Here is a 22328-nt window from a genome sequence, read left to right on the forward strand (position 1 = left end):
TATTACATCTCTTGCAAAATACCTTTGACCAATCCAATGAAGGTCGTTTTCACTTTTGCAGCCACTTCGATTACTTCATCATGGCTTAACGGCTGATCCAGAATACCACAAGCCATGTTTGTCAGACACGAGATACCCAGTACTTTCATTCCGCCATGAATGGCTACAATCGCCTCGGGAACCGTCGACATGCCCACCGCATCCGCACCCATAGTACGAATCATGCGAATCTCGGCGGGTGTCTCATATGCAGAACCACTCCACCAGGCATAGACACCCGCTACTCCTTCACTGTGACTGTTTCTGGATAAACACAAGTACATATCAGTCCATCTACATTCCAAATTCAATCGACTTCCTGTCGTGGAATGATATAAAAATAAAAAACTAAACCAATTATCATAGCTGGAATTAAAGCAGTAAATATGTTTTGTCCAAACGTAATAAACACTAATTTAATCACTTCACTTAAATTCTCACTCCACAAATCTTGATAGCGCTCTTGTTCTCTCCACCCTTTAATCAATATTGTAACCGCAAAAATAACACAGTAACTAATTAATCCATATTTCAAACTTTTTTTAAATTTATTTCCCTCATGCTTCTCCTCAATTAACATAACCTCCAAAGACACGTCAAGTAGATCTGCAATTTTCATCATGTTTTTTTTGCTTGGATAACCATTTCCTAATTCCCACTTTGAGATGGACTTATCGCTAACATCTAATAACTCTGCAAGTTCCTGTTGTGTGATTTCTTTTTGTTCACGATACTGTTTTAACTTTTCACTCAATATATTCTTCGTCATTTGCTCACCACCATTTTTTTGTTGTTTAATCTAAGTTAATTAAAACCAAATATGTAGTCCATTTAAAGGAATTTTAGAAAATAGAATTCTATTTTTCTAAAGTTCCTCAACTTGTTGGGTACCTTTTAGGAATTAGCCCATACCATTACACAACACATACACGTTTTGCCTTCCTAAAATAACACTGCCGTTGGGTTCCCATAAAAAATAGGAAACCAACGGCATGTAAAAGTTACTACAACAAAGATACTCCACTCTATTCTACCCGGTTATTGATACTGAATTTTCTCCCTTTTCTTCGCTAACAACAAGCCTATGCTTATCAAAAAGGTTGAGACAAGTAACAAAATCAGAAACTCCTTCGCATAAACAAAAATGCTGTGACCGTCCGTCCATATTCCCCGCATGGCTTCTAAACCATAAATGATCGGATTAAAGACATATACAATATTTCTTACGACTTGAGGAAACATCTCTGGTGGGAATGTTAAACCACCCAAAAAAATCTGAATATAGAATATAATTAGGGCAATTGATTGATACGTAGTGCTCTTGTCCACAAGAGCTGTCAACAAGATTACGATTGAAAACTGATACAGGTTAATAAGCATTACCATTAATATGACAGAAATAATATTATCATAGGGTATTGAAACCCCTTTAGTTGTAACTGCAAATATGATTAGTAAAAGGGTAGCAATGATCTGAAAAACTAGTGTTGCTAAAAACATACCGAATGAAACCGTAAATGAATTCAAACCAAGCAGCTTATACTTCAACAAATTTTCTTCTGTGATCATATAACTTTGTTAGGTCGAATTGAACTGACAACCCAAATTCAAAATAATCTCGTGATTACATCTCTTGCAAAATACCTTTGACCAATCCAATGAAGGTCGTTTTCACTTTTGCAGCCACTTCGATTACTTCATCATGGCTTAACGGCTGATCCAGAATACCACAAGCCATATTTGTCAGACACGAGATACCCAGTACTTTCATTCCGCCATGAATGGCTACAATCGCCTCGGGAACCGTCGACATGCCCACCGCATCCGCACCCATAGTACGAATCATGCGAATCTCGGCGGGTGTCTCATACGCAGGACCACTCCACCAGGCATAGACACCTTCCTGCAGACTAACATTCTGCTCAGAAGCTACCCGTGAGGCAATACTGCGCAATTCGCGGTTGTATACCTGTGACACGTCCGGGAAGCGCACACCCAATGCATCGTTATTAGGGCCAATCAGCGGATTATTGCCCACCAGATTGATATGATCCGTAATGATCATGAGCTGTCCTGGTTCGAAGCTTGTATTAATCGCCCCGCAGGCATTGGTAATGATCAGTTGCTCCACACCCAGAGCTTTCATGATCCGAACCGGGAAGGTCACTTCATCCAGCGTAAAGCCCTCATAATAATGAAGACGTCCCTTCATGGCAACAACGGTCTTGCCCATCAGCTCTCCAATAACCAATTCGTTTGCATGACCAATAGCCTCTGATTTGGCGAAGTACGGAATTTCACTATAGGGAATGATGGTAGCATTCTCGATTTCGTCCGCGAGCGGGCCCAGCCCAGATCCCAAAATCATGCCCACTACTGGCTTGGAATGAATTCTGCTTAATATGTAGTCTTTGGCTTCCTGAATATGTTCGGATTGGTGCATAAGTATATTCCTCCTGATAATCTAAGTTTGGTAAAAAGTTGCTATACATCAAGTGTACACAAAAAACCGATCCTCTGTCGAGAATCGGCTCTATTCATTGAACACAAACAACTTGGTTCTGATCTGTTTCTCTATAATCGACGCTCATCCAGTGCGTGTGAAGTTTTGCTTTTCATGTAATCGATCCCTAGCATTAGCAGCAGCATGCATACAGCAAACATCAAGGGCTCGCGAAGGGTCCCTTCAGAAAAGATAAAATAGGCAGCTGCAAAATTGCCTGTAAAAACAAACAGGTAGTTGCGGATGGAATCCATCTGCTCATCTCATTTCGGGATCAAATTTCGACTCAAAATATCCTATCGCTTTATCTTAGCATATTTTACCATATAAATCCAGAAAAGAACTTTGTCTATTCTCCCATTTTCCTCATAGACTGCTTCGCATATTTCAGGGGCTGGCTGCAACTATATTCCGTCAATAATACGCCAGAACGATCCCTTCGGCTGTCGTTGTTGATCGAACACAAAAGGCCAGTTTTTGCGTCCACGTACAGGGAAATTGTCCAGCCAGGTATAATTGTCTGCTCCCCCCCAGAACGTCACAGACGTGATCGACGATTTATATTCCCGGAACAATCGGAAAATTTCCTCATAACGCTGCTCCTGCAGCTCAGCCATTTCCGAAGTAGGTGCTGTGAGGTCCGTTCGTCGATCCTCATAGCGGAACACGGACAAGTCCAGCTCTGTAACATGCAACTGTACATCCAATGAAGCATATCGTTCGATGGCGAGCCGGATTTCCTCAATGGAGGGGCCATGAATATTCCAGTGACCTTGCATACCAATACCATGTACAGGCGCTCCTTGATCCAGCAATGACCGGACCAGATTGTAAATCTTCTCACGTTTGATCGGATCAGTCTCGTTGTAATCATTATAGAAAAGCAGCGCCTCGGAATCTGCCTCGTGGGCCATGTTAAAAGCTTGAAGCAAGTAGTCCTCCCCTATCAACTGGAGCCATGGTGTATCACGCATGATGAGGTCCGTCTTGTCTTCTATGGCTTCGTTTACGACATCCCACGCATAAATTTGTCCTTGGTATCGGCCCACCACCGTGTCAATATGCTGTTTCAACCTGGACAGCAGCAGCTCTCTGGATGCCGGATTTCCTGAAGCATCTTGGAAGACCCATTTCGATGTCTGATTGTGCCATACCAGCGTATGTCCGCGAACAGCTATTCCTTTATTGACTGCAAAATCAACTATTTCATCTGCTGCCTTGAATGTATAACGATCCTCTTCCGGGTGAATTTCTTCGAATTTCATCTGATTTTCAGCCGTAATGCTATTGAAGTGCTTTGTGATAAATTCCCCTTCGGACTGCAACATTTTCGTATGTACCGCTGCACCTATTTTGAATTGACTCGCATAAGCAGAATGTAGAGACGGGATTTCCTTGGCCATATTCTGATTCCTCCCCGCAGGTTTTCCTTCATCATACCGTTTTATGAATGCGCTTACTACGAATAAATTAAATCTCTTACCCCCTCATATTTAACTATTTATGCTCCTGCAAAATCTATACAATGCAAAAACACCTTCGCGCTCTGTCGCTTGCAGCAACAAAACAATATATCACGGAAGGTGCTTTGCCATGGCCATTTAAGATAGATAATGTACGATAGTATAAAAGAGCTTATATCTTGTCCACCTGTAGTAATGTAACCTGCTTCACGGTACACGCTGGGCTAATCTGCTCCTCGGTTAGCACGTTCAGCTTGATCAGGCTTTTCAGCTTATGGCTGTCCACCTTGGACAGCAGCCGCCAAATATCGGGATCGGGAAGGGAAGCATACAACTTCTGATCATCGTATTCTTTTCGGTGCTGAAGCACCGTTTTTACGGCGTATCCTCCGACCTGTGTCTCATAGACTCCTTGCTCTGCGCAATATCCTACAATCTCATCGCGCAGCACAGAGAGTCGCTGTTCAATTTCCTTTTGTTGCTTCTTCAATTCAAAATAGGTTTGTACCTTCTGTTCCATACCTTATCACGCTCCTCTATACCATAGGTATGCAGGAAAGTACGGTTTAGGACAGGCTGTATATGATTATTTGCCAAGGATGTCTACATTGATTATGATCACAATAGAGTCTCGTTTAAGTAGGGATTGTTTTGGACGATCGTTCCAATTCGCTTCATTACATTGGGTCCATCAGGCACATGTGCAACCCGTTTCAACAGAATCCAGCGCAAACAAGCTATGGCTTCAAAAACCTCGGCATCTTCCGGTGTGTACAACGTGAGACTCTGGAATTGAGCAAGGTAGATCTTCCCGTTTCTTTCCCCAACATATATGTTCATTAGAAATATGGACCAAGCGATATCATATCTGGGATCACCCAGCTGTCCATTTGTCCAATCGATAACGGCATAGTGGTCTTGTGCCTCCAGAATATTTCCCAGGTTATAATCCCCATGAATCAACTTGTCTTGTCTATACTCGATACGTTGAAGTAAACTCTCTAATATCTGTTGGATATCCTTATGTAATTCGATAGAGGGAAAGAAATACTCAATGAAGTCGTACTGTGCTATGAAGTCTACGTCCACGATGTCCGCATCATTTACGTTATAAGCATGCACCTTTATTAGCATTTCAGCCAAAATATTCAGTTTGGATTTATTTAGCTTAGTGATTGGCTCTCCGTCATAGCTTGTTAGCAATACCTGATTCTCATCATTATCCGTTCCCCAACCATAAGGTTTGGAAACTGGAATTCCACTTTGATAGAGTTCAGACAACAGTTGAAACTGGTTACGGATATTGGGCTTGGATTCTTTATTCCATACCTTTAGCACATAAGATTGGCCATCAAAATCAATCTTCACCACGTCCGCTTCAAGCCCTGGTGACAGGGGAACCAGCTTGTGGTGTTGCTTCATTAAACTTCGAGTTCCTTCATCCAACGTGACCCAGTGGATATTATCCAGAGTTACAATCATATTTTCCTACCTTTCTCCGTGAGCTCAGGGGATAACGGCACTTCATACTCCGGCCAGCTTACAATGGTTTATCAAAAACTTTCTGCGACTTCATCTCTTCATATCCGATGGCCATATAAAATTGATGCGCAGATTCCCTTTTCCCATTGGAGCGTACCCGAATTTTATTAAAGCCCTTCGCCCGTGCCCATTCTTCACAGTCGTTCATGATCTTTTTTCCAATTCCTGCACCTCTATGATGTTCATCTACAACCAAGCCACCGATCTCGGCAAAAGAAGCACTCTCAATGGAATGTCTTCCCTGCACATGGCCCCATCCCACAATGACGGAATCGTGCTCAGCCACACAAACATAATGATCCGTTAATGGACTTAGAAGATTCAATCTTTCGATGATCTCTGCTGTTGTGCTGGTGTAACCCAGTTGATGGGATAATTGGCTAATCACTTCGCCATCCTCAAGCATAGCTGCTCTGCAATGAATCATCATCTGTCTCTCCTTAGATTAATCTTTGTTTATTTTGGATCTTGTCTCCTTCTCCAAAATAATTCCCGCACTAGTTATCAGGCGTAATGAGGCTTTTACCAATGAAATTGGCAGACACGGGCTTCTTGTCCAGTTCTCTGGCCCATACCGATAATTGTCCCATATGGTGAATCTCATGGGCAATCACATGACGCATCACTTCTCCCCACGATTCCTTGACTGTGGTACTATCTAGTTCAGGATCGATGTAGGGTCTCTTTTCCACACTGGGGTCCCAGGCTATAACAAATGCCTCTACATCAAGCCGCAGCTTACGATCGAATTCTCTCACGGCTTCCAACGTTTTATAGTTTTCAAAATTCTCCATACCATCCGGTTTTCCCTGTAATAATTGAAGCCAGCTCCACTCCACATCAATGATATGAAAGAATGTTTGTAATATATTCCCTACTCCACCCGTTCGAGGCCGAAGCAACTCTTCAAGCGGTACGTCCTCACACCACTCAAACCATTGCTCACGAACGATCCAGTTATAACGAAAAAAAGTTTCCATATAACCATCCTCCTTGTCTAATGCAGCAGTCCTAAAGAACTATGATATTCACAACCCTCTACTCTTTCGGCGAGGTCAATCTCTTTTTCACATAGAGTAAAACATGGATTCCAGCGTATATGAATAGAACATTCAGCAGATAAAGGAGCGCATTCACATGTACATTGGAAAGGAACCAGATCGTATCATCAGGTTTTTCATAGTGATAATCAGTATAGAATCGCAAAGGAAAACCATACTCTGTTCGTAAAGGCCCCTCCGTATAGGCTGTTCCAGGAATAAACATCATAGCCAACACAGCAAGCCAGGCTGAAAGATTAAATATTCTTTTATTAAATATCAATTCATCTCCTCCTTTCATCTAAATAATTCTTTTAAAATATATCATTCATTCAGCACATTTTCGGAATCCACGACAGTAGCAAACATGCGCAGAACCGTATTGTGATGTTCTATAATTTGATCAGCCTTAAGACTGTTGGAATGCCATGTACTATGCGCATCACCCACCAAGGTTACGGCGTAGCCAAGACTGGACGCTCTGCGGCAGGTTGTGTCCACGCATACTTCTGTCTGCATGCCAGCGAGAATAAGGTCCGTTACTTCGTTTTCTTGCAGCTTCAGATGTAGATCCGTTTCGTGAAACGAATCAGGTGTTTTCTTTTCAACAACAAGATCACCAGCAATCGGCGCAATAGACGGATGAATCGCCCACCCCGGCGTTCCTCGTTCAAGCGGACTTCCCGCTCCTTCACTGTGCTGAATATAGATGATGGGGTAACCTTTTTGCCGAGCTTTGGAGATCAGGTTTTGTATTCTCTCAAGCAGTACGTCCCCTTGATGTACAGGATCTGCTTCATCGAACATGGCTACCTGAACATCGATCACAAGAAGTGCATAATGAGTTGGCATCCTTCATTCCTCCTGACAATTGCGTTTATTCTGCGCTTGTTAAGCCTATGCCTTCCGCTTTCGAACCTTTAACAAGAACTCCAATCCCATATCGATCAGTACAAATAATACAGCAGCCATGACGCCAAATAAGGTCAGGACTAACGTCTCTCTAAAATCCAAAATGGCTTCTCCAGCGCCCATGATCAAATAATAGATATACATACCTAGGACTCCAGCACATGCATAGCCCAGTATCCTCACAATCAGGTACAACACATGATTAACGAATGGGATTCGGCTCAGCAGATAGTCCAGCAATAGGGATAACGGCAGTCCAATTAATACAATCAGGGGAGTGGAATATACAAGATATGCGATAATATAAAAATCAAAGCTGTAAGATTCATTCATGGATAGTATACTTGCAGCCAAAGTAAAACAAATGATGGTTAAAATGGTCGTCAGCAGCTTTCTTCCAATGTTCATCTCACCACTCCAATAAAGTTATCTGTATTTATTTGGATGTTCCTATACGTCAGATTTTGCCGGTTGCCATCCGATTTCTTGGGACCATATATGAGCTTTCTGTACTATGCTCCACACCATCGGTCCTTTACCTTCCACATATTTGTGCCGCTGTTGCTTATATAATCCCATAAGTCTGTGCTTGTCTTCCCCATATTTTAATCGATCCTCTGGATGTTCCCTCAAATAGTCTCGGAACAGCAAGTTCATCTGCTCAGAGAAACTCCCTGCTCTCCTTACGTGTACATGTGTTCTTCTGTTTCCGGGTACTTCGCGAAAATACCGTTTGGTTTTATCCGGATTTTCTTCTCTGAATACGAAGCCAACTGCTTCGATCTCATGTTTGTAGTCCGCCAAATTCTCATACTCAAAAACTGAGATTTGTATATCTATAATGGGTTTGGCATCCATGCCGATGATGGAAGTTGATCCGACATGATCAATCCGTACGGCCTTTTCTCCCAATGCTTCTCTTAATTTCGACCCCGTTTCGAGAAACAAATTTCTCCAGGCAGGATCATACGGTGCAATTCTCCATTGATCTTCCATGCGTTTCCCCCTTATGTATACAATCAAGCTATATAATTAACAACAAGTTCTTTTAACCTTTTGTTACATTTCGATTAATTAATGATGCAATAAGGATATAATCCAAAAACTAAAAATGATCATTATTTATTCATGTAATCTTATTTTGTATATCAATTCACCATCGTCGTTATCTATTTCTTGATTTATAAATCCCATTTTCTCGTATAGTTTTCTGGCATGCGTGTTACTTTTTTCTACAGTCAAAGAAATGATTCGGCACTCGTAATGGTTTTCCTGAATGAACTCCAATATGGTATGAAGTGCCTGCCTTCCTAATCCCTTACCTTGATATTCCTTATCTATTTGAAAACCTCCAATCCAATAATTATCCGCACTGTTAGGTGTGTAGGATAATTAGAAGAAACCAAATGTTTTATCCCCCTCACGTAATATAAATGGATCGAAAGCCTCGTCCCAATTATTTTTATCAATAGGTATTATCGAAATTGAGTTCATTCAAATACTCCTCCTTTTCCATTGACAAAATCACACTACATCGCCAGCATTTCGTCGAGTTCTACCCCAAAGCAATATTCCGGAATAACAAATGTACTATGGCCCCTCTTGAATCCATATCAGCCAATACCGATTCAAGAGCAGGACATTACCATGAATATCTGTTATGTTAGCAATGTTTATTATGATTTCTCCTCAGGAATATACATCGTCTGTATCTCTTGTACGCCTGGTACAAAGCCCATGTTCAGATACACGGACTCGGCATCATTTCCTTCCATCACATACAATCGTAGAACGGGATACTTACCCTTAAGCGCATTCAATGCTCTCTGTAACATCAGTGTAGCAAGCCCTCTTCCTCTATATGCCGGGCGAACCCCTATGCTATACACGGCAGCCTGATTATCTTGCAAACAGAGACGACAGTTGGCAATAAGCTGCCCCGTCTCCTTATCGTATACAAGTGTAGATGCCTGAGTTAGAATCTCATTTGTATAATTGGGGTCTTCGTCAGGTATGAAATCTGCAAGGGATGTCTGTTTTCTTCTTACAGCTTCAAGACTTCCTGCAAAACTGTCCAGGTCACATTGAGCAATCTCATCTTCATTCACATACTTTCGGGTACCCGCTTCACTTTCAATGATCTCGGGACTTTGAATCGTAACCCTACTGTCCCAATCAATTTCAAAATGATCTGTAGGTCGCTGCATCCAGCGACATCTGAACTCCACCGGCCAGAATCCAGCTCTTGCATATAGATCGACTTGGTCTGGAAGAATCTCAAAGGTCAGAATACGTTTGGTGCGATCCGACCATTGTATTAATTTATGCTTCAGAAGCTTCAATACCTCAAAGAGCTGCTGGAATGGCGGGATAAAAAACAAATGATACATCCGGTTAGGCTCCATCCTCACGCCACCTATTTTGCTTTCTCCCTTGTAGATCCAGTACGCGGTACACTTGGAGGAACGGAATTCTTCTTCCCTAAAAAATCCGATATAACGCATATCATAATAAACAGAGCAATATAATCCCCATTCAGCAAAATCAGCTTTCCGTATCGAATATTCATCCGACAGATCATATTGAAGAATATCTGTGGACCACTCGGTTAAACCCATACGTAATTCCTCCTCAATTCTAATTAAATGAACAGCAATTAAATATTTTTTTTCAGATCCTTATCCGGGTATCCTATTTCTGCAAGTTCACCTTCGATATCACTAAATTCCAGTTCTTCATTCAATTGCTGGAGAAACGTCTCATCGATCGGCTTCATATCAAATATCTGCTCAACTAATGTGAAATCCAACTCTATCTCATAGTAGTCCTGTGCCCAAGCATGATAGTACTTCGCGCCGCCTACTAAAATTCCTAACAGTTCGTAAACATGATCCGCAAGCTCCGCACCCGCCGACCACCCTTCCTGATCCGCCACATTCCAGATACAGAAAGTCGTCTGATCCATAACAAATGCCGGCTCTACCAAAAAAGTATTAAATACTTCTGGAACGCCCTTTACCACATCACTCATGTCACCCTTATGCTGAAATGCATATTCTTTATCAAAGCCTTTAATAATAAGTCCGTTCGAACTAAATAATGCAAAGTAATGATCTCCTTGCCCATCTCTCATTGACGCCATCTGCTCATTCGTGTCCCACTGGGAATTATATGAGTAATACCTGTACTCCCACTCTGGCATCAGAATAGCATCTATCATAGCTGCCGCCTTTAGAATCTGTCTACATTCACTAATTTGAGGAAGTTTATCAATAAGATTAGGAATACCCATCGTGTGATAATTCCTCCTTGATGTCATTTTTATAAATAAATGTGCAATGGCTGTACTCTTAGCCTTTCGAATGGAGTGTTTCGTTGCCAGACCTTGCGGTTAGCAAGGATAAGATAACGTATCCAAAAACTTGAACCGTAAATATGATGACCACAAATTCAAGCATAATGCTGTTCGCCGCATTGAAATCATTCACAAGATCCATAAAGATCTTTCCAGGTCGGGACAGTATATCCCACGAATTCCACCGATTGAATCTACCAATGTATACGCCTATACTGCTTAAAAGCAAAATGATGCCTACAACCATCATGCTAATGTACTTATTTACTAATTTGTTTAACATTCCATGGATTTGGACTATCGAGCAAAAGGAGAGAAGTAAACCTAGGATGGCTACGGCAAACGTCAGGGTGAGGTGATACCAAAAATCAATATGGACCCAGAATTTGCTTCCCTCTTGAGCATCGAAGTACCTAAATGAATGCAGGATCTCTGTAAAAAGATAGGCCGAATTCGGCAGAAAAAAGAGCCAGCCTGCACACATCAGCCCCATAAATATAACGCTCGTTTTCGTTACTTTCTTATTGGATATGTATCTAATGCAAGATGAGATGATGAATGGTACCCATGCCAGGAAAATATCCCAGCTTAGAAATTGATACATATTCGCACCTGTTTTGGCACGTAAATACATAGCCATACCTAAACAACATAAAGTTGCCACGACCAAGGTAACGACAAATCGAAAATCTTGAATTGGATGTTTGTTATGATTCATTTTGTTGTTTCTATTTCCCTTTCCCTGGTGGATTTATAAATACTTTTTGAATGCCTTGCTGGACTCCCCATTGTATCCTAGCTTCGTATAGAAGCGGTGTGCCTCGTTTCTGGACGATCCACTGGTGAGAAACACCTTTACACAGTTTCTCTGTAGGCACACATCCTCAATATACTTCATTAGTTCAGATCCATATCCCTTGCTCTGCACATGCTCCGTAATGATGACCCGCTCAACTACGCCAAATGGTCTATTTTCTACCAAAGCATCCAGACAAATATGTAAATGGGCAGTTCCGATCACCTGATCAACCACTTCATAAACGAACAAGAAACTGTCTGGATTATTCCTAATTTCTTCAATGCGCTCTGCCAGTACCTTCGTGTTTAAGTTGTTCGGCAACAATTCTTTATAAAGCCTTTCTATAACCGCTGCATCACTAGCTTCCGCCTCTCTAATCATCAGGTACCCCCTAATTCTTCATCTGGAAACTTAATATGATATCCCCATTGTCCTCGAACTCACCCGTGTCTTGAAACCCACAATGCTTATATAGCGCGTTTGCCGTAATGTTATGCGGAACATGTGATACCCTGATTTGCTGGCAATCACTTCTCTCTTGTAACGTGCGAATCACTTCTTTGATAGCCTGTTTACCGTAGCCCTTACCCTGGTATTTCTCATCAATCATGAACCGAAGAATCCAGTAATACCCGTCATTGTACATCTCATTATCAAATAAAATAAAACCCACCATGCGCTCCTCTGCAAAAATGCCGTATGGCTTGGACGTAATCTCCTTCGTCGCATGGATTAATGAATCCGCATTGCTTGCGACCAAATTTAGCTGGTCTTCACGCGGTTTAAGTTGAATGCACTCGAATTCGTTCTCCTTGGTTATACGTTGCAGCGTCACTTGATTCACCTTCACAGTAATCTCTCCTTGAGGCTTATTCACTAGATTTTCTTGATCAATATGACCTCCAAAGGTTGTGTATCCAGCAACAAAGCCCCTGCATCAACATACCCCAGTTTTCGATAGAAATGTTGGGCATGTTCGTCCGATTGAGTTGAAGTCATCACAGTATCGAAGCCTTTTTGCTTCGTTAAAATTTCCCAGTGCTGCACGACTTTTTTGCCGTTCCCACCGTTCCGATAGGGTTCATCAATCCAGATCATATTCATGAAGGGAATGTTGTCCCAGAAGTAACCGTATCTCATCCATCCAATTCTTGACCCTTCGTCCCATAGGATGAATATTTCCTTCTCCTTGATCTTTGGTTCCACAAGTGCCTGATGGATATGCCGATCTCTTTCAAGGATATATTCGTAATCGGCCATCGTTGCATATTCAATCTTCATCTGGATTACTCCTTCCATTAAACTACCTCTATCATAACCCAGAATGTGGTATATGCGAACAGTTCCTTCCTCTTTTCTCCCAACGTAAAGAGCCACGGTTTCCCGTGGCTTCTCCGCTTCTATTTTCCTCAACCCTACGTTAATTCGCTCACCAATTGCCCCTTGTACCATACCGACTGCCGCGCAGATCGCCTTGCAACGGCTTCCGCCGAACAACTTGCATGTACCAGTACAAAACTCGCTGTGTCTCCCACCTTCGGCCATACCTGTTCCCCTTGTGAATTCAGCGGTGTGATGCCGCCTGTTACAAATGCAAGAGATTGAGACAAGGACAACTCATCGCTATATCCATACAATTCTGCAAAGCGTCCTGCTTTCTCAAGCAGATCCCCATTGCCAAAAGGAGACCAATGATCCGTCAAACTATCTGTTGCCAGCTTCACGTTCACGCCCATACGTTGAAGCATGGGAAGAGGCATCATCATTCTGCCGATAGGCACCGTTGAAGCAATACTCATACCCAGCGAGGCCATCCGCTTCGCCATATTTTCCGCTTCCTGCTGCTCTGCGCATGCGAACCAGAACGCATGACTCACGGTGACTTTGCCCTGAAGCCCTGCTGCTTCGGTCAGATTAGCCAGTTCCAGCAGTGTTTGTTTGCCGGCCTCCCCGCCATCATGCAGATGAATGTCTATACCCGCCTGATGCTGAACAGCCAGCTCGACCATCGCGTTCAGTGATTTCTCGATATGCTCGTCCACCGTATGAGGATCAAGTCCACCCACATGGGTGGAGCCTTCCTTCATCGCTTGATCCATCAACTCTACCGAGCTGGAGCGAAGCAGCCCATGCTGCGGGAAAGCCACAATCTCCGAAGAGATTTTACCCGAAAATGTATCCAGTGCCTGCCGCGTCGCTTCCAGTCGTTTCAGCCCGCTGACCGGTTCAATGTTACAATGACTACGCACATGGGTGGAGCCATACCCCTGAATCAAGGACAGTATGCTCTCTGCTTGACGCTTCGCCTCAGGCAAAATCCGTGGCAATAGTACCTTCTCTTCTTCTATACGATCAAAAATGCTGGAGATTGGCTTGACCGCTGTCCAAGGTCCATCATAGTAGGTTTTGTCCAGATGAATATGTGCCTCCTCGAACGAAGGCAACAGCAGCAGCCCTTTACCATCCACTTGTGGCAGATCGTTTGTCAGTGGATCATTTCCCTCCACAATCGCCGCAATGACTCCGTCTTCAATTCGCAGATGAGCAAGGCTCGTCCGTGTGCCCGTCACCTGTTCCTCTTCCCTAAGATAACTTTGCTCCAAAGCTACATTCGTTAACCAGTAGGCCTGATTCATATATCATCCCTCTTTTCTCACCCGGCATTTCGTCAGCCGGATACCGATTTAAGTTCTATTTTAAGTGCTATGGTCTATGGTACCATACGGTTTCACCGGGCAAAAATATGTAAAACGTTGGTGCTCCATACGTCAATCGTTTGGATCGCCCCTCCTGAAGAAACGCCAAAAAAGGCACAATGAAGTGCCTGCCCATGTCAGCTCGATCCCCTTTAACCAGAGGTTTTTTCCCTAATCCTTTCATCTATTTCATCTATTCATCCAACGTTCTTTCTTCCATTAAAAATAAAACCGCGCATGCCCTCCATCGGTCACGCCTTCAATCTGTTCGATATCCAGCAGTCTGCGCTTCATCTCCAAACCTCCACGGAACCCGGTCAGCTTGCGATTGGCCCCAATAATGCGGTGACATGGTAACAGAACCGGGATGGGATTGGCTCCATTCGCAGCCCCAACAGCCCGCACAGCGGATGGTCTTCCAATCGCAGCAGCAATATCTCCATAGGTCCGAATTTCACCATAGGGCACACGCCCCAGCTCTCTCCATACCTGTTGCTGGAACGGGGTACCGATCAAATCCAACGGGATTTCATCTGTAAAATCCATCTGTTCCCCGACAAAATAGGACTGCAACCAGTCCATCATGCCTGTCCGTTTCAGAGCATCCTCGTTCTCTTCCAGTCCCACTCCAGGTGCAATTTTCTGTATCCAGCCATTCCAGTCCTCCAGTGTTTCATTGGGCATGACTACTCGGCACAGGCCCTTCTCAGTAGCGAGCAGCACCCATGGACGACCGTCCAGCTTCATGGTGGTGAACATCAACTTTTTCCTCATCCGTTTATTGTCCTCTCCCCTGTGGCATGATAGGGTTTATGTTGACCCACACGTACGCTATATACGAACAGATTTCTTCACCTTTCGTTTCATGCTGCGGATCATCTGCTTGCTCTCTGGATCTACGCGATAGGATTCCGTGATTTTCTGGAGTGCCTTATTATACGTAAAATCGTCCAGGGTATTATGCTTCAGATAACGCATGGTCACCTCAGACTGTTTCACATAAGCCATTGAGATGGCCCAGGCAACCGCCATTTTCACATAATAAGCCTCGTGCCTGATCTGATCCAATACAGATAGAACCTGATCGATATGTCTCTCATCCAGATAAAAATTCAACAACATAACTACGCCAAACCGGATCTCATATTCCTGTTCTGATTTTAGATAGGGCTGCAAAAACTCCCACATCGGTTCTGAATGGACTTTCGTATATTTCAGTCCGGCACAGAAGCTGTCGCACACTGACCAATTATCGATCTTTGGCACAAATGCGGCAATGGCCTTCAGCAGTTCGTCCAGATCGGCCTGTACATGTCCAATCACCATCGCTTGCAGCATCACTTCTTCAAAATATTCATCATCTGCTGTATCCAGATACGTGCGCCAGTCCCCGACAGCAAGTTGCTTGGCAATCTTTCGTAAGGCCGGCAATCTCACACCCAGCACATTTGTTATATTGGGAATAAGAGCAGCCGAGAATTTCTGATATCCTGGCTCGGCCAAGCTGAGTAATTGTGTTCTAATATCTGCTTCCACTAGCCCATGTCCTCCTCGTCCGTTCCTGTACAACAAGTATAGCCTTGCAGCGCTCGTTTGTAAGCCCATATCGAATAGGTGAGCAAGATTACAATATCATTCCCCATGCCTTCTATATAAATTGAACTAATGAATATTTACACTTGCCACTCCGATGACAGAACAACCTTAAGGTTGCTGTTATCCCCAGGTTTTTGGCATTCCCTATTTTTAAAGGGGAAAATTCGGGGACAAGCGTATGCTTCCGATGCAGCTTTCTTTCAGAAAGCTTTTAGGCGAACGCTCCGCTTCTTCAAGTTATTTCTGTCCTATACGTTCCCGTGTAAATGTTTATTTCAATTTATATATATTAAAAGTTTCTCTTCACCTTTGCTACCTTCAGCGCTCCCTTTTTTTCCCTTCGTTGTTTGACTTCCAACCCATTCCGTTTAAAAATATGAAGTTGACTATTGGTATGTGGATTGCTGATTACCGTCATTGCTTATTTCTGGCAAGGGGACTGGCTGCTGGGCGCCATTATTGGCGTGTCTCTATTCTTAACTCTGGTGATCGGCACATTGACAGGTACCTGCATTCCACTTCTGCTCAGTCGTTTCAAAGTTGACCCTGCCGTCGCCTCCGGCCCATTAATCACCACATTAAATGATATTTTGTCCCTGTTTATCTATTTTGGAATCGCAACACGTTTCCTTGATGCCTTGATGTAAACAAGCCGCGTATACAGCAAAAACAGACCTGATCCTGCGATCAAGGTCTGTTTTGCTTGCAAAGTGAAGTGTGTATATCCCTTCATCTATCTCTCTTTTTAACTAACTATCCCAACTACACTGCGCTACGCCGATCTTTTATTTTTATTATAAATATCGAACGCTACGGCGAGCAGCAGTACCAATCCCTTGATTCCCTGCTGCCAGTCAATGCCCAAACCAATCAGGGACATCCCGTTATTCAGCACACCCATGACCAAACCACCGATGATGGCACCAAATACGGTTCCAATACCCCCGGAAGCTGAAGCTCCACCGATGAAGCAGGCAGCGATGGCATCCAGCTCAAAGTTGGTACCGGCTCTTGGCGTAGCCGCATTCAGACGTGCAGCGAAGATCAACCCGGATACCGCGGCAAGCGTACCCATGTTTACGAACACCCAAAAGGTGACTTTTTTCGTTTTCACCCCGGACAGCCCGGCAGCCTTCTCATTGCCTCCAAGTGCATACACATGCCGTCCCATAACGGTGCGGTTCATGACGAAAGAGTAAACAACGATCAGTACAAACAGCAGAACCAGGATATTTGGAATACCTGCGTAACTCGCGAGTACAAACGTAAACAGATTCGTCACAGCAGCCACCACAATCAGTTTGAGTAGGAAGAGTCCCTGGGACACCACCTCGAATCCATATTTGCGCTGGGAACGGCGCTCCCGCAATTCATTGACGATGTACCAGACAGTGAGCACAAGACCCACGATAATGGACACCAGGCCAAGGCCTGAGAATTGAATATCTGGCAGGAAACCTGAACTTATTTTCTGGAATCCACCCGGAAAAGGAGAGATCGATTGCCCCTCCAGCACGATCATCGTCAAGCCTCGGAACAGCAGCATGCCCGCCAGGGTCACGATAAAGGCCGGAATCCGCACATAGGCGATCCAGAAGCCCTGCCACGCACCGATCAGAGCACCCACCAGCAAAGACGCGATAACCGCAAGCCAGGTCGGAAGCTGCCAATCAACCATCATGATCGCAGCCACTGCACCGACAAAGGCTGCAATGGAACCAACAGACAGATCAATATGCCCGGTAATGATGACCAGCACCATTCCGATCGCCAGCACCAGGATGTAGCTGTTCTGCAAGATCAGATTCGTAATATTAATCGGCTTGAGCAACAGCCCGCCCGTCAATACCTCGAACAAGAGCATAATCACAACCAGGGCAATGATCATGCCGTATTGACGAATGTTATTTTTGAACAGTTTCGTTATCATTTCCATGCTTACCGCCTCCAGACTTGGTCATATATCTCATCAACGTTTCCTGCGATGCTTGTTCCCGGCTGACTTCCCCGGTGATTCGCCCGGCATTCATCACATAGATCCGGTCACACAGGCCAAGAACCTCCGGCAGCTCAGATGAGATTACCAGTACGCCCTTGCCCTCAGCGGCAAGACGATGAATGATCGTATAGATTTCAAATTTCGCTCCCACATCAATACCGCGTGTTGGTTCATCCAGAATGAGAATATCCGGTCCGGCAAAAATCCATTTGCTGAGCACTACCTTCTGCTGGTTACCACCACTCAGATTTCCGGTCTTCTGCAAAATACTTGGTGCTTTGATGTTCATGCTTTTCTTCATCTTTTCCGCCACCAGCACTTCTTCGTGCTCGTTCACAACCGCATTCCGCGTCAGCTTGCCCAGGCCAGTCAGTGAAATATTGCGCTTGATATCATCCATCAGGATGAGCCCGTATTCCTTGCGATCCTCCGTCACATAAGCGAAGCCATTCTGAATGGCCTCCGTGACGCTATTGTTTTGGATAGGTCTGCCGTCCTTGATGAGCTGGCCCGTAATATTCCGTCCATACGATTTGCCAAATATACTCATGGCAAGCTCGGTACGCCCGGCACCCATCAGTCCGGCGATTCCTACAATCTCACCACGTCTGATATTCATATGAATCTGATCCAGTACCTTTCGCTCGGCATGATGCTCGTGATATACCGTCCAGTCCTTCACCTCAAGGATGACTTCGCCGATAGTGGCATGACGCTCCGGATAACGGCTGGTAAGATCACGTCCTACCATTCCGCTAATAATCCGTTCCTCCGTCACGTTGTCCTTCTTCATATCCAGCGTCTCAATCGTCTTGCCGTCCCGTAAAATGGTCACGGAATCCGACACCTTGGATACCTCATTCAGCTTGTGCGAAATCAGGATACAGGCAATGCCCTGCTTCTTGAATTCCAGCATCAATTGCAGCAGATTCTCACTGTCATCCTCGTTCAGCGCAGCGGTTGGCTCATCCAGAATGAGCAGCCGCACCTTTTTGGAGAGCGCTTTCGCAATTTCAACCAATTGCTGCTTGCCTACCCCGATGCTGGATACCAGTGTGTTCGGATTTTCGTTCAGTCCCACCTTTGAGAGCAGTTCTCGTGTACCTACAAACGTCTCTTTCCAGTCAACAATGCCTCTGTTGGCACGCTCATTGCCCAGATATATATTCTCCGCGATTGAAAGGTAGGGAATCAGGGCCAACTCCTGATGGATAATGACGATTCCCAGATCCTCGCTCTGCTTGATATCCTTAAACTCACTTTTTTTGCCTTGAAATAAAATATCTCCTTCATATGTGCCATGTGGATATACACCACTAAGCACCTTCATCAGCGTAGATTTGCCTGCACCATTTTCACCACATATGGAATGAATTTCACCTTCCCGGACTTGCAGATTGACATTTTCTAACGCTTTGACGCCAGGGAACGTTTTGGTAATACCCTTCATTTCCAGAATGATTCCGGCCATGGGATGTGCTCCTTTCATTCATTATTGCAACCCGATTTCTTCCTTCGTGTAATACTTGCTGCCGACAATATCCTGCTCCACATTCGTTCGGTCCACGGAGATCGGGTCCAAGAGATAAGCTGGAACAACTTCAATTCCGTTGTTATATGATTTTGTATCATTCACTTCCGCCTGTTTTCCTTGCAGAATGCTATTGGCCATCTCTACCGTCTGCTCGGCCAGCTTCCGCGTATCCTTGAAGACGGTCTGCGTCTGCTCCCCGGCAACAATGGACTTGATCGAAGCAAGTTCAGCATCCTGTCCTGTAATGACGGGCAGCGGCTTGTTCGCTTTTCCGTAACCGATCCCCTTCAAGGATGAGATAATACCGATACTAATTCCATCATACGGAGATAAGACCGCATCCAGGTTGTCTCCCGAGTAATAGGCACTAAGCAGATTATCCATCCGTGACTGGGCCAGCGCACCGTCCCAGCGCAAGGTTGCAATCTGAGCCATCGTCATCTGCTTGCTGCGTACGACCAGCTTGCCTGAATCCATGTACGGCTTCAGCACGGACATCGCGCCATCAAAGAAGAAATAGGCATTATTATCGTCCGGAGATCCACCAAACAGCTCAATATTATAAGGTCCTTTTCCTTCCTTAAGCCCAAGCTTTTGCTCGATGTAGGAAGCTTGAAGCACCCCTACCTTAAAATTGTCGAACGTGGCGTAATAGGTCAAATAAGGAGTATTGCGGATGAGCCGATCATACGAGATAACCTGGATCCCTTCGTCATGCGCCTTCTTGATTACATCCGTCAGTGTATTGCCATCCACAGACGCGATAACCATCACATCCACACCTTTGGTGATCATGTTCTCAATCTGTGAAATCTGATTTTCGACCACATCCTCAGCATACTGAAGATCAGTCTTGTAGCCCTGCTCCTGAAACAGACGGACCATGTTCTCCCCGTCGCCCACCCATCGTTCCGATGATTTGGTTGGCATCGATATGCCGACATATCCCTTTTCCTTGCTGCCCGGGCCACTCTCAGCCAGATTGCAGGCGGAGAGCATTAAGGTCATGACCAGAAGCCAGATGAGCATTGCTCCTTTTTTCATATGAAGTTCCCCTTTCCTCACATCATACGGTTCTGAATGAGTCATAAGACAACGCTTACAACATATGGAGTTCAGCATGTTGCTTGCTGTTCCTGTCTGAGTCCAATCGTAGCATTTCCGCAGCAGCGAGGTCTTTGCAGGTTTTGAACCTTTTTTATAAAAATTTAACTTTTGATGGGGAATATGTGCACAGGTTTGACTTCAGGAAAAACCATTTTAGAATCAAAAAAGGACATGCTCCACTTCGTTTCGCAGAAGTAGAACACATCCATCTCATCTATATAAGTTGAAATAATCATTTACACAGAAACGGAGAGGACAGAAAAAAACTGAAAAAGCGAAGCGTTCGCCTTTATCACCGGATTTTTCCCTTGAGAAAAGGAAATCAAAAAAATCTGGGGATAACAGCGATTGGAAGGTTATTCTGTCATCGGAGTGTACGTGTGAATATATCTTTAGTTCAACTTATATATTAATTGTATTTATTCATTATATTTAATGATGCTATATTCGATTCGCTGAAGGACGATCACCCGTCCCCCCATCTTTTCGATACTGTGCAGGTGAAATGCCCATCGTTTTCTTGAACGCGGTGCTGAAATAATGTTGCGTATCATAACCTACACGCTCCGCTATGGTGTGGATCGGTAGTGTTGTCGAGTCCAGCAGCTGTACCGCTTTGCGAATCCGGGCATGCGTGACGAGCGTAACGAAGGAATCATTCAGCTCTTTCTTCAGCACCCGACTAAGATATACGGCGGACACTTGCAGGCGGGAAGCGAGCGATTCCAAGGTCAGTTCCCGCTCAGTATACTCTTCCTGAATAAGCTGTCTTGCCCGGCGGACCAGAGGAGACAGGCGAGCTTCTCCATGGATAAGCTCACGACAATGACGGTACGTATCCGGCGTTTCCTCCAATGTGCCTGCATGGGTCTCCACATGGGCATGAATCGCTATATTCAGGCAGGAACTGATCTGCTGCTCCAAGAGGGACTCTATCTCCTCCGGAGCTGCCTGCCACAGACACATGCCGATCAACCCGCTCGCGTCCCGAAACAGGACATGCGGCAGCTCTTCCAGTAGTTCACTTATAATATTTTCCACGGCAAAAAGAAACAACTGCCGATCGTTCTCCCGCATAATCGTCTGACGTGCTTCCGCGGCAGGCCAGCGCACGACCCCGATCTGCACAGGTGCGGCGGAAGGCAAACTCAAAAACGCAAGCTGCTCCGTCAGATCTCTCCCCTCAGCCTGCCCTTCCAGCCATTCCAGACAGAATCGCTGACGCAGCAGCGGGATATTGCGTTCAATCTGATGGGCTGCCTGTCTTACATATGCCGTCCGTTGGTGTTCTTCAGTAAGCCGCTGACGCAATCGTTGAAGCGCGGAATACAGTTGTTCAGCTTGTACAGGCTTCAAGATATAATCCTCTACACCAAGACGAACCGCCTCCTGGGCATACGCAAATTCATCATGTCCCGAAATGATCAGGTAGCGACAGCCTGGGCACTTCTGCTGAAGGGCACGGATCAGTTCAATTCCGTTCAGGAATGGCATATTCATATCAACCAGAACGATATCCACACCCAAGTTGGCAGCCCGTTCCAGTGCTTCTTCGCCGTCCTCCGCTTCAGCCACAACCTCCATCCCAAGAGTGGCCCAGTCGATTGCATCCCGGATGCCCTCACGAATAATCGGCTCATCATCCGCAATGAGCACGCGGTATTTCTTTACCGTCTGGCTATCTGAAGTCATCTCCGTTTCGGCGGTCGGTGCAGATGTCTCATCTGCATCCATGCAAGTCGT

General features: G+C 44.7%; 26 protein-coding genes and 3 pseudogenes. 1 reads left to right on the top strand and 28 read right to left on the bottom strand.

Annotated elements, in window-relative coordinates:
* Positions 1 to 2: 2 nt before the first annotated feature.
* From ACR32F_RS24615 to ACR32F_RS24730, 24 genes and pseudogenes are all read right to left on the bottom strand, one after another.
* A pseudogene (locus ACR32F_RS24615) lies at positions 3 to 278 on the bottom strand (phosphorylase family protein); the annotation flags it as partial.
* 68 nt (positions 279 to 346) lie between these two features.
* A complete protein-coding gene (locus ACR32F_RS24620; RefSeq protein WP_440111686.1) occupies positions 347 to 808 on the bottom strand; it encodes a helix-turn-helix transcriptional regulator in 462 nt (153 codons plus the stop codon).
* A gap of 269 nt (positions 809 to 1077) precedes the next feature.
* Positions 1078 to 1587, bottom strand: coding sequence for an ABC transporter permease (locus ACR32F_RS24625; protein ID WP_440111688.1), 510 nt, complete (start codon positions 1585 to 1587; stop codon positions 1078 to 1080).
* Positions 1588 to 1663: 76 nt separating this feature from the next.
* Entirely contained in the window at positions 1664 to 2482 is an 819-nt protein-coding gene (locus ACR32F_RS24630) for a purine-nucleoside phosphorylase (RefSeq protein WP_440111690.1), read from the bottom strand.
* A 131-nt stretch (positions 2483 to 2613) separates the two neighbouring features.
* Positions 2614 to 2796, bottom strand: coding sequence for a hypothetical protein (locus ACR32F_RS24635; protein WP_440111692.1), 183 nt, complete (start codon positions 2794 to 2796; stop codon positions 2614 to 2616).
* Between the two features lie 150 nt (positions 2797 to 2946).
* Positions 2947 to 3945 (bottom strand): endo-1,4-beta-xylanase, encoded by a 999-nt coding sequence (locus ACR32F_RS24640; protein ID WP_440111694.1) that lies wholly within the window; start codon positions 3943 to 3945, stop codon positions 2947 to 2949.
* Between the two features lie 232 nt (positions 3946 to 4177).
* On the bottom strand, positions 4178 to 4525 hold the full coding sequence (locus ACR32F_RS24645) for a hypothetical protein (RefSeq protein WP_440111696.1): 348 nt from the start codon (positions 4523 to 4525) through the stop codon (positions 4178 to 4180).
* A 98-nt stretch (positions 4526 to 4623) separates the two neighbouring features.
* Positions 4624 to 5487 carry an aminoglycoside phosphotransferase family protein gene (locus tag ACR32F_RS24650; RefSeq protein WP_440111698.1) on the bottom strand — a complete coding sequence of 288 codons (864 nt, stop codon included), beginning with the start codon at positions 5485 to 5487 and terminating at the stop codon, positions 4624 to 4626.
* Between the two features lie 58 nt (positions 5488 to 5545).
* Complete coding sequence (locus ACR32F_RS24655; protein ID WP_440111700.1) at positions 5546 to 5977, bottom strand: GNAT family N-acetyltransferase; 432 nt, start codon at positions 5975 to 5977, stop codon at positions 5546 to 5548.
* Positions 5978 to 6044: 67 nt separating this feature from the next.
* Positions 6045 to 6527: a DinB family protein gene (locus ACR32F_RS24660; RefSeq protein WP_440111702.1), complete on the bottom strand. Its 483-nt coding sequence runs from the start codon at positions 6525 to 6527 to the stop codon at positions 6045 to 6047.
* Between the two features lie 58 nt (positions 6528 to 6585).
* Positions 6586 to 6870 carry a hypothetical protein gene (locus ACR32F_RS24665; RefSeq protein ID WP_440111705.1) on the bottom strand — a complete coding sequence of 95 codons (285 nt, stop codon included), beginning with the start codon at positions 6868 to 6870 and terminating at the stop codon, positions 6586 to 6588.
* Positions 6871 to 6911: 41 nt separating this feature from the next.
* Positions 6912 to 7439 carry a cysteine hydrolase family protein gene (locus tag ACR32F_RS24670; protein ID WP_440111707.1) on the bottom strand — a complete coding sequence of 176 codons (528 nt, stop codon included), beginning with the start codon at positions 7437 to 7439 and terminating at the stop codon, positions 6912 to 6914.
* 45 nt (positions 7440 to 7484) lie between these two features.
* A complete protein-coding gene (locus ACR32F_RS24675) occupies positions 7485 to 7907 on the bottom strand; it encodes a hypothetical protein (RefSeq protein ID WP_440111709.1) in 423 nt (140 codons plus the stop codon).
* A 42-nt stretch (positions 7908 to 7949) separates the two neighbouring features.
* Entirely contained in the window at positions 7950 to 8495 is a 546-nt protein-coding gene (locus ACR32F_RS24680) for a GrpB family protein (RefSeq protein WP_440111712.1), read from the bottom strand.
* A 126-nt stretch (positions 8496 to 8621) separates the two neighbouring features.
* Positions 8622 to 8861, bottom strand: a pseudogene (locus ACR32F_RS24685) (GNAT family N-acetyltransferase); the annotation flags it as partial.
* A 314-nt stretch (positions 8862 to 9175) separates the two neighbouring features.
* The gene (locus ACR32F_RS24690; RefSeq protein ID WP_440111714.1) at positions 9176 to 10117 is read right to left on the bottom strand and encodes a GNAT family N-acetyltransferase; all 942 of its coding nucleotides are present in this window, start codon (positions 10115 to 10117) and stop codon (positions 9176 to 9178) included.
* Between the two features lie 38 nt (positions 10118 to 10155).
* A complete protein-coding gene (locus ACR32F_RS24695; RefSeq protein ID WP_440111716.1) occupies positions 10156 to 10791 on the bottom strand; it encodes a hypothetical protein in 636 nt (211 codons plus the stop codon).
* Between the two features lie 58 nt (positions 10792 to 10849).
* Positions 10850 to 11572: a DUF1361 domain-containing protein gene (locus ACR32F_RS24700; protein WP_440111718.1), complete on the bottom strand. Its 723-nt coding sequence runs from the start codon at positions 11570 to 11572 to the stop codon at positions 10850 to 10852.
* 33 nt (positions 11573 to 11605) lie between these two features.
* The gene (locus ACR32F_RS24705) at positions 11606 to 12034 is read right to left on the bottom strand and encodes a GNAT family N-acetyltransferase (RefSeq protein ID WP_440111720.1); all 429 of its coding nucleotides are present in this window, start codon (positions 12032 to 12034) and stop codon (positions 11606 to 11608) included.
* Between the two features lie 10 nt (positions 12035 to 12044).
* Positions 12045 to 12503: a GNAT family N-acetyltransferase gene (locus ACR32F_RS24710; RefSeq protein ID WP_440111722.1), complete on the bottom strand. Its 459-nt coding sequence runs from the start codon at positions 12501 to 12503 to the stop codon at positions 12045 to 12047.
* Between the two features lie 26 nt (positions 12504 to 12529).
* Positions 12530 to 12934, bottom strand: coding sequence for a GNAT family N-acetyltransferase (locus tag ACR32F_RS24715; protein ID WP_440111724.1), 405 nt, complete (start codon positions 12932 to 12934; stop codon positions 12530 to 12532).
* A 134-nt stretch (positions 12935 to 13068) separates the two neighbouring features.
* A complete protein-coding gene (locus ACR32F_RS24720) occupies positions 13069 to 14289 on the bottom strand; it encodes an amidohydrolase (protein ID WP_440111726.1) in 1221 nt (406 codons plus the stop codon).
* Positions 14290 to 14568: 279 nt separating this feature from the next.
* Entirely contained in the window at positions 14569 to 15123 is a 555-nt protein-coding gene (locus ACR32F_RS24725; protein WP_440111729.1) for a methylated-DNA--[protein]-cysteine S-methyltransferase, read from the bottom strand.
* Positions 15124 to 15180: 57 nt separating this feature from the next.
* Complete coding sequence (locus ACR32F_RS24730; protein WP_440111731.1) at positions 15181 to 15885, bottom strand: DNA alkylation repair protein; 705 nt, start codon at positions 15883 to 15885, stop codon at positions 15181 to 15183.
* Between the two features lie 449 nt (positions 15886 to 16334).
* Here ACR32F_RS24730 and ACR32F_RS24735 point away from each other — a divergent pair.
* Positions 16335 to 16592 (top strand): annotated as a pseudogene (locus ACR32F_RS24735) (magnesium transporter); the annotation flags it as partial.
* A gap of 125 nt (positions 16593 to 16717) precedes the next feature.
* Here the strand turns inward: ACR32F_RS24735 and mmsB are convergent.
* From mmsB to ACR32F_RS24755, 4 genes are all read right to left on the bottom strand, one after another.
* The gene (mmsB, locus tag ACR32F_RS24740) at positions 16718 to 17881 is read right to left on the bottom strand and encodes a multiple monosaccharide ABC transporter permease (RefSeq protein ID WP_440111733.1); all 1164 of its coding nucleotides are present in this window, start codon (positions 17879 to 17881) and stop codon (positions 16718 to 16720) included.
* A complete protein-coding gene (gene mmsA / locus ACR32F_RS24745) occupies positions 17850 to 19415 on the bottom strand; it encodes a multiple monosaccharide ABC transporter ATP-binding protein (protein ID WP_440111735.1) in 1566 nt (521 codons plus the stop codon). The genes mmsB and mmsA overlap by 32 nt, the downstream gene beginning before the upstream one ends.
* A gap of 21 nt (positions 19416 to 19436) precedes the next feature.
* The gene (gene chvE, locus ACR32F_RS24750; RefSeq protein WP_440111737.1) at positions 19437 to 20522 is read right to left on the bottom strand and encodes a multiple monosaccharide ABC transporter substrate-binding protein; all 1086 of its coding nucleotides are present in this window, start codon (positions 20520 to 20522) and stop codon (positions 19437 to 19439) included.
* A 504-nt stretch (positions 20523 to 21026) separates the two neighbouring features.
* Positions 21027 to 22277: a response regulator transcription factor gene (locus tag ACR32F_RS24755; RefSeq protein ID WP_440120004.1), complete on the bottom strand. Its 1251-nt coding sequence runs from the start codon at positions 22275 to 22277 to the stop codon at positions 21027 to 21029.
* Positions 22278 to 22328: the final 51 nt, after the last annotated feature.

It is taken from the genome of Paenibacillus hebaui (assembly GCF_051934385.1).
GTDB lineage: Bacteria > Bacillota > Bacilli > Paenibacillales > Paenibacillaceae > Paenibacillus.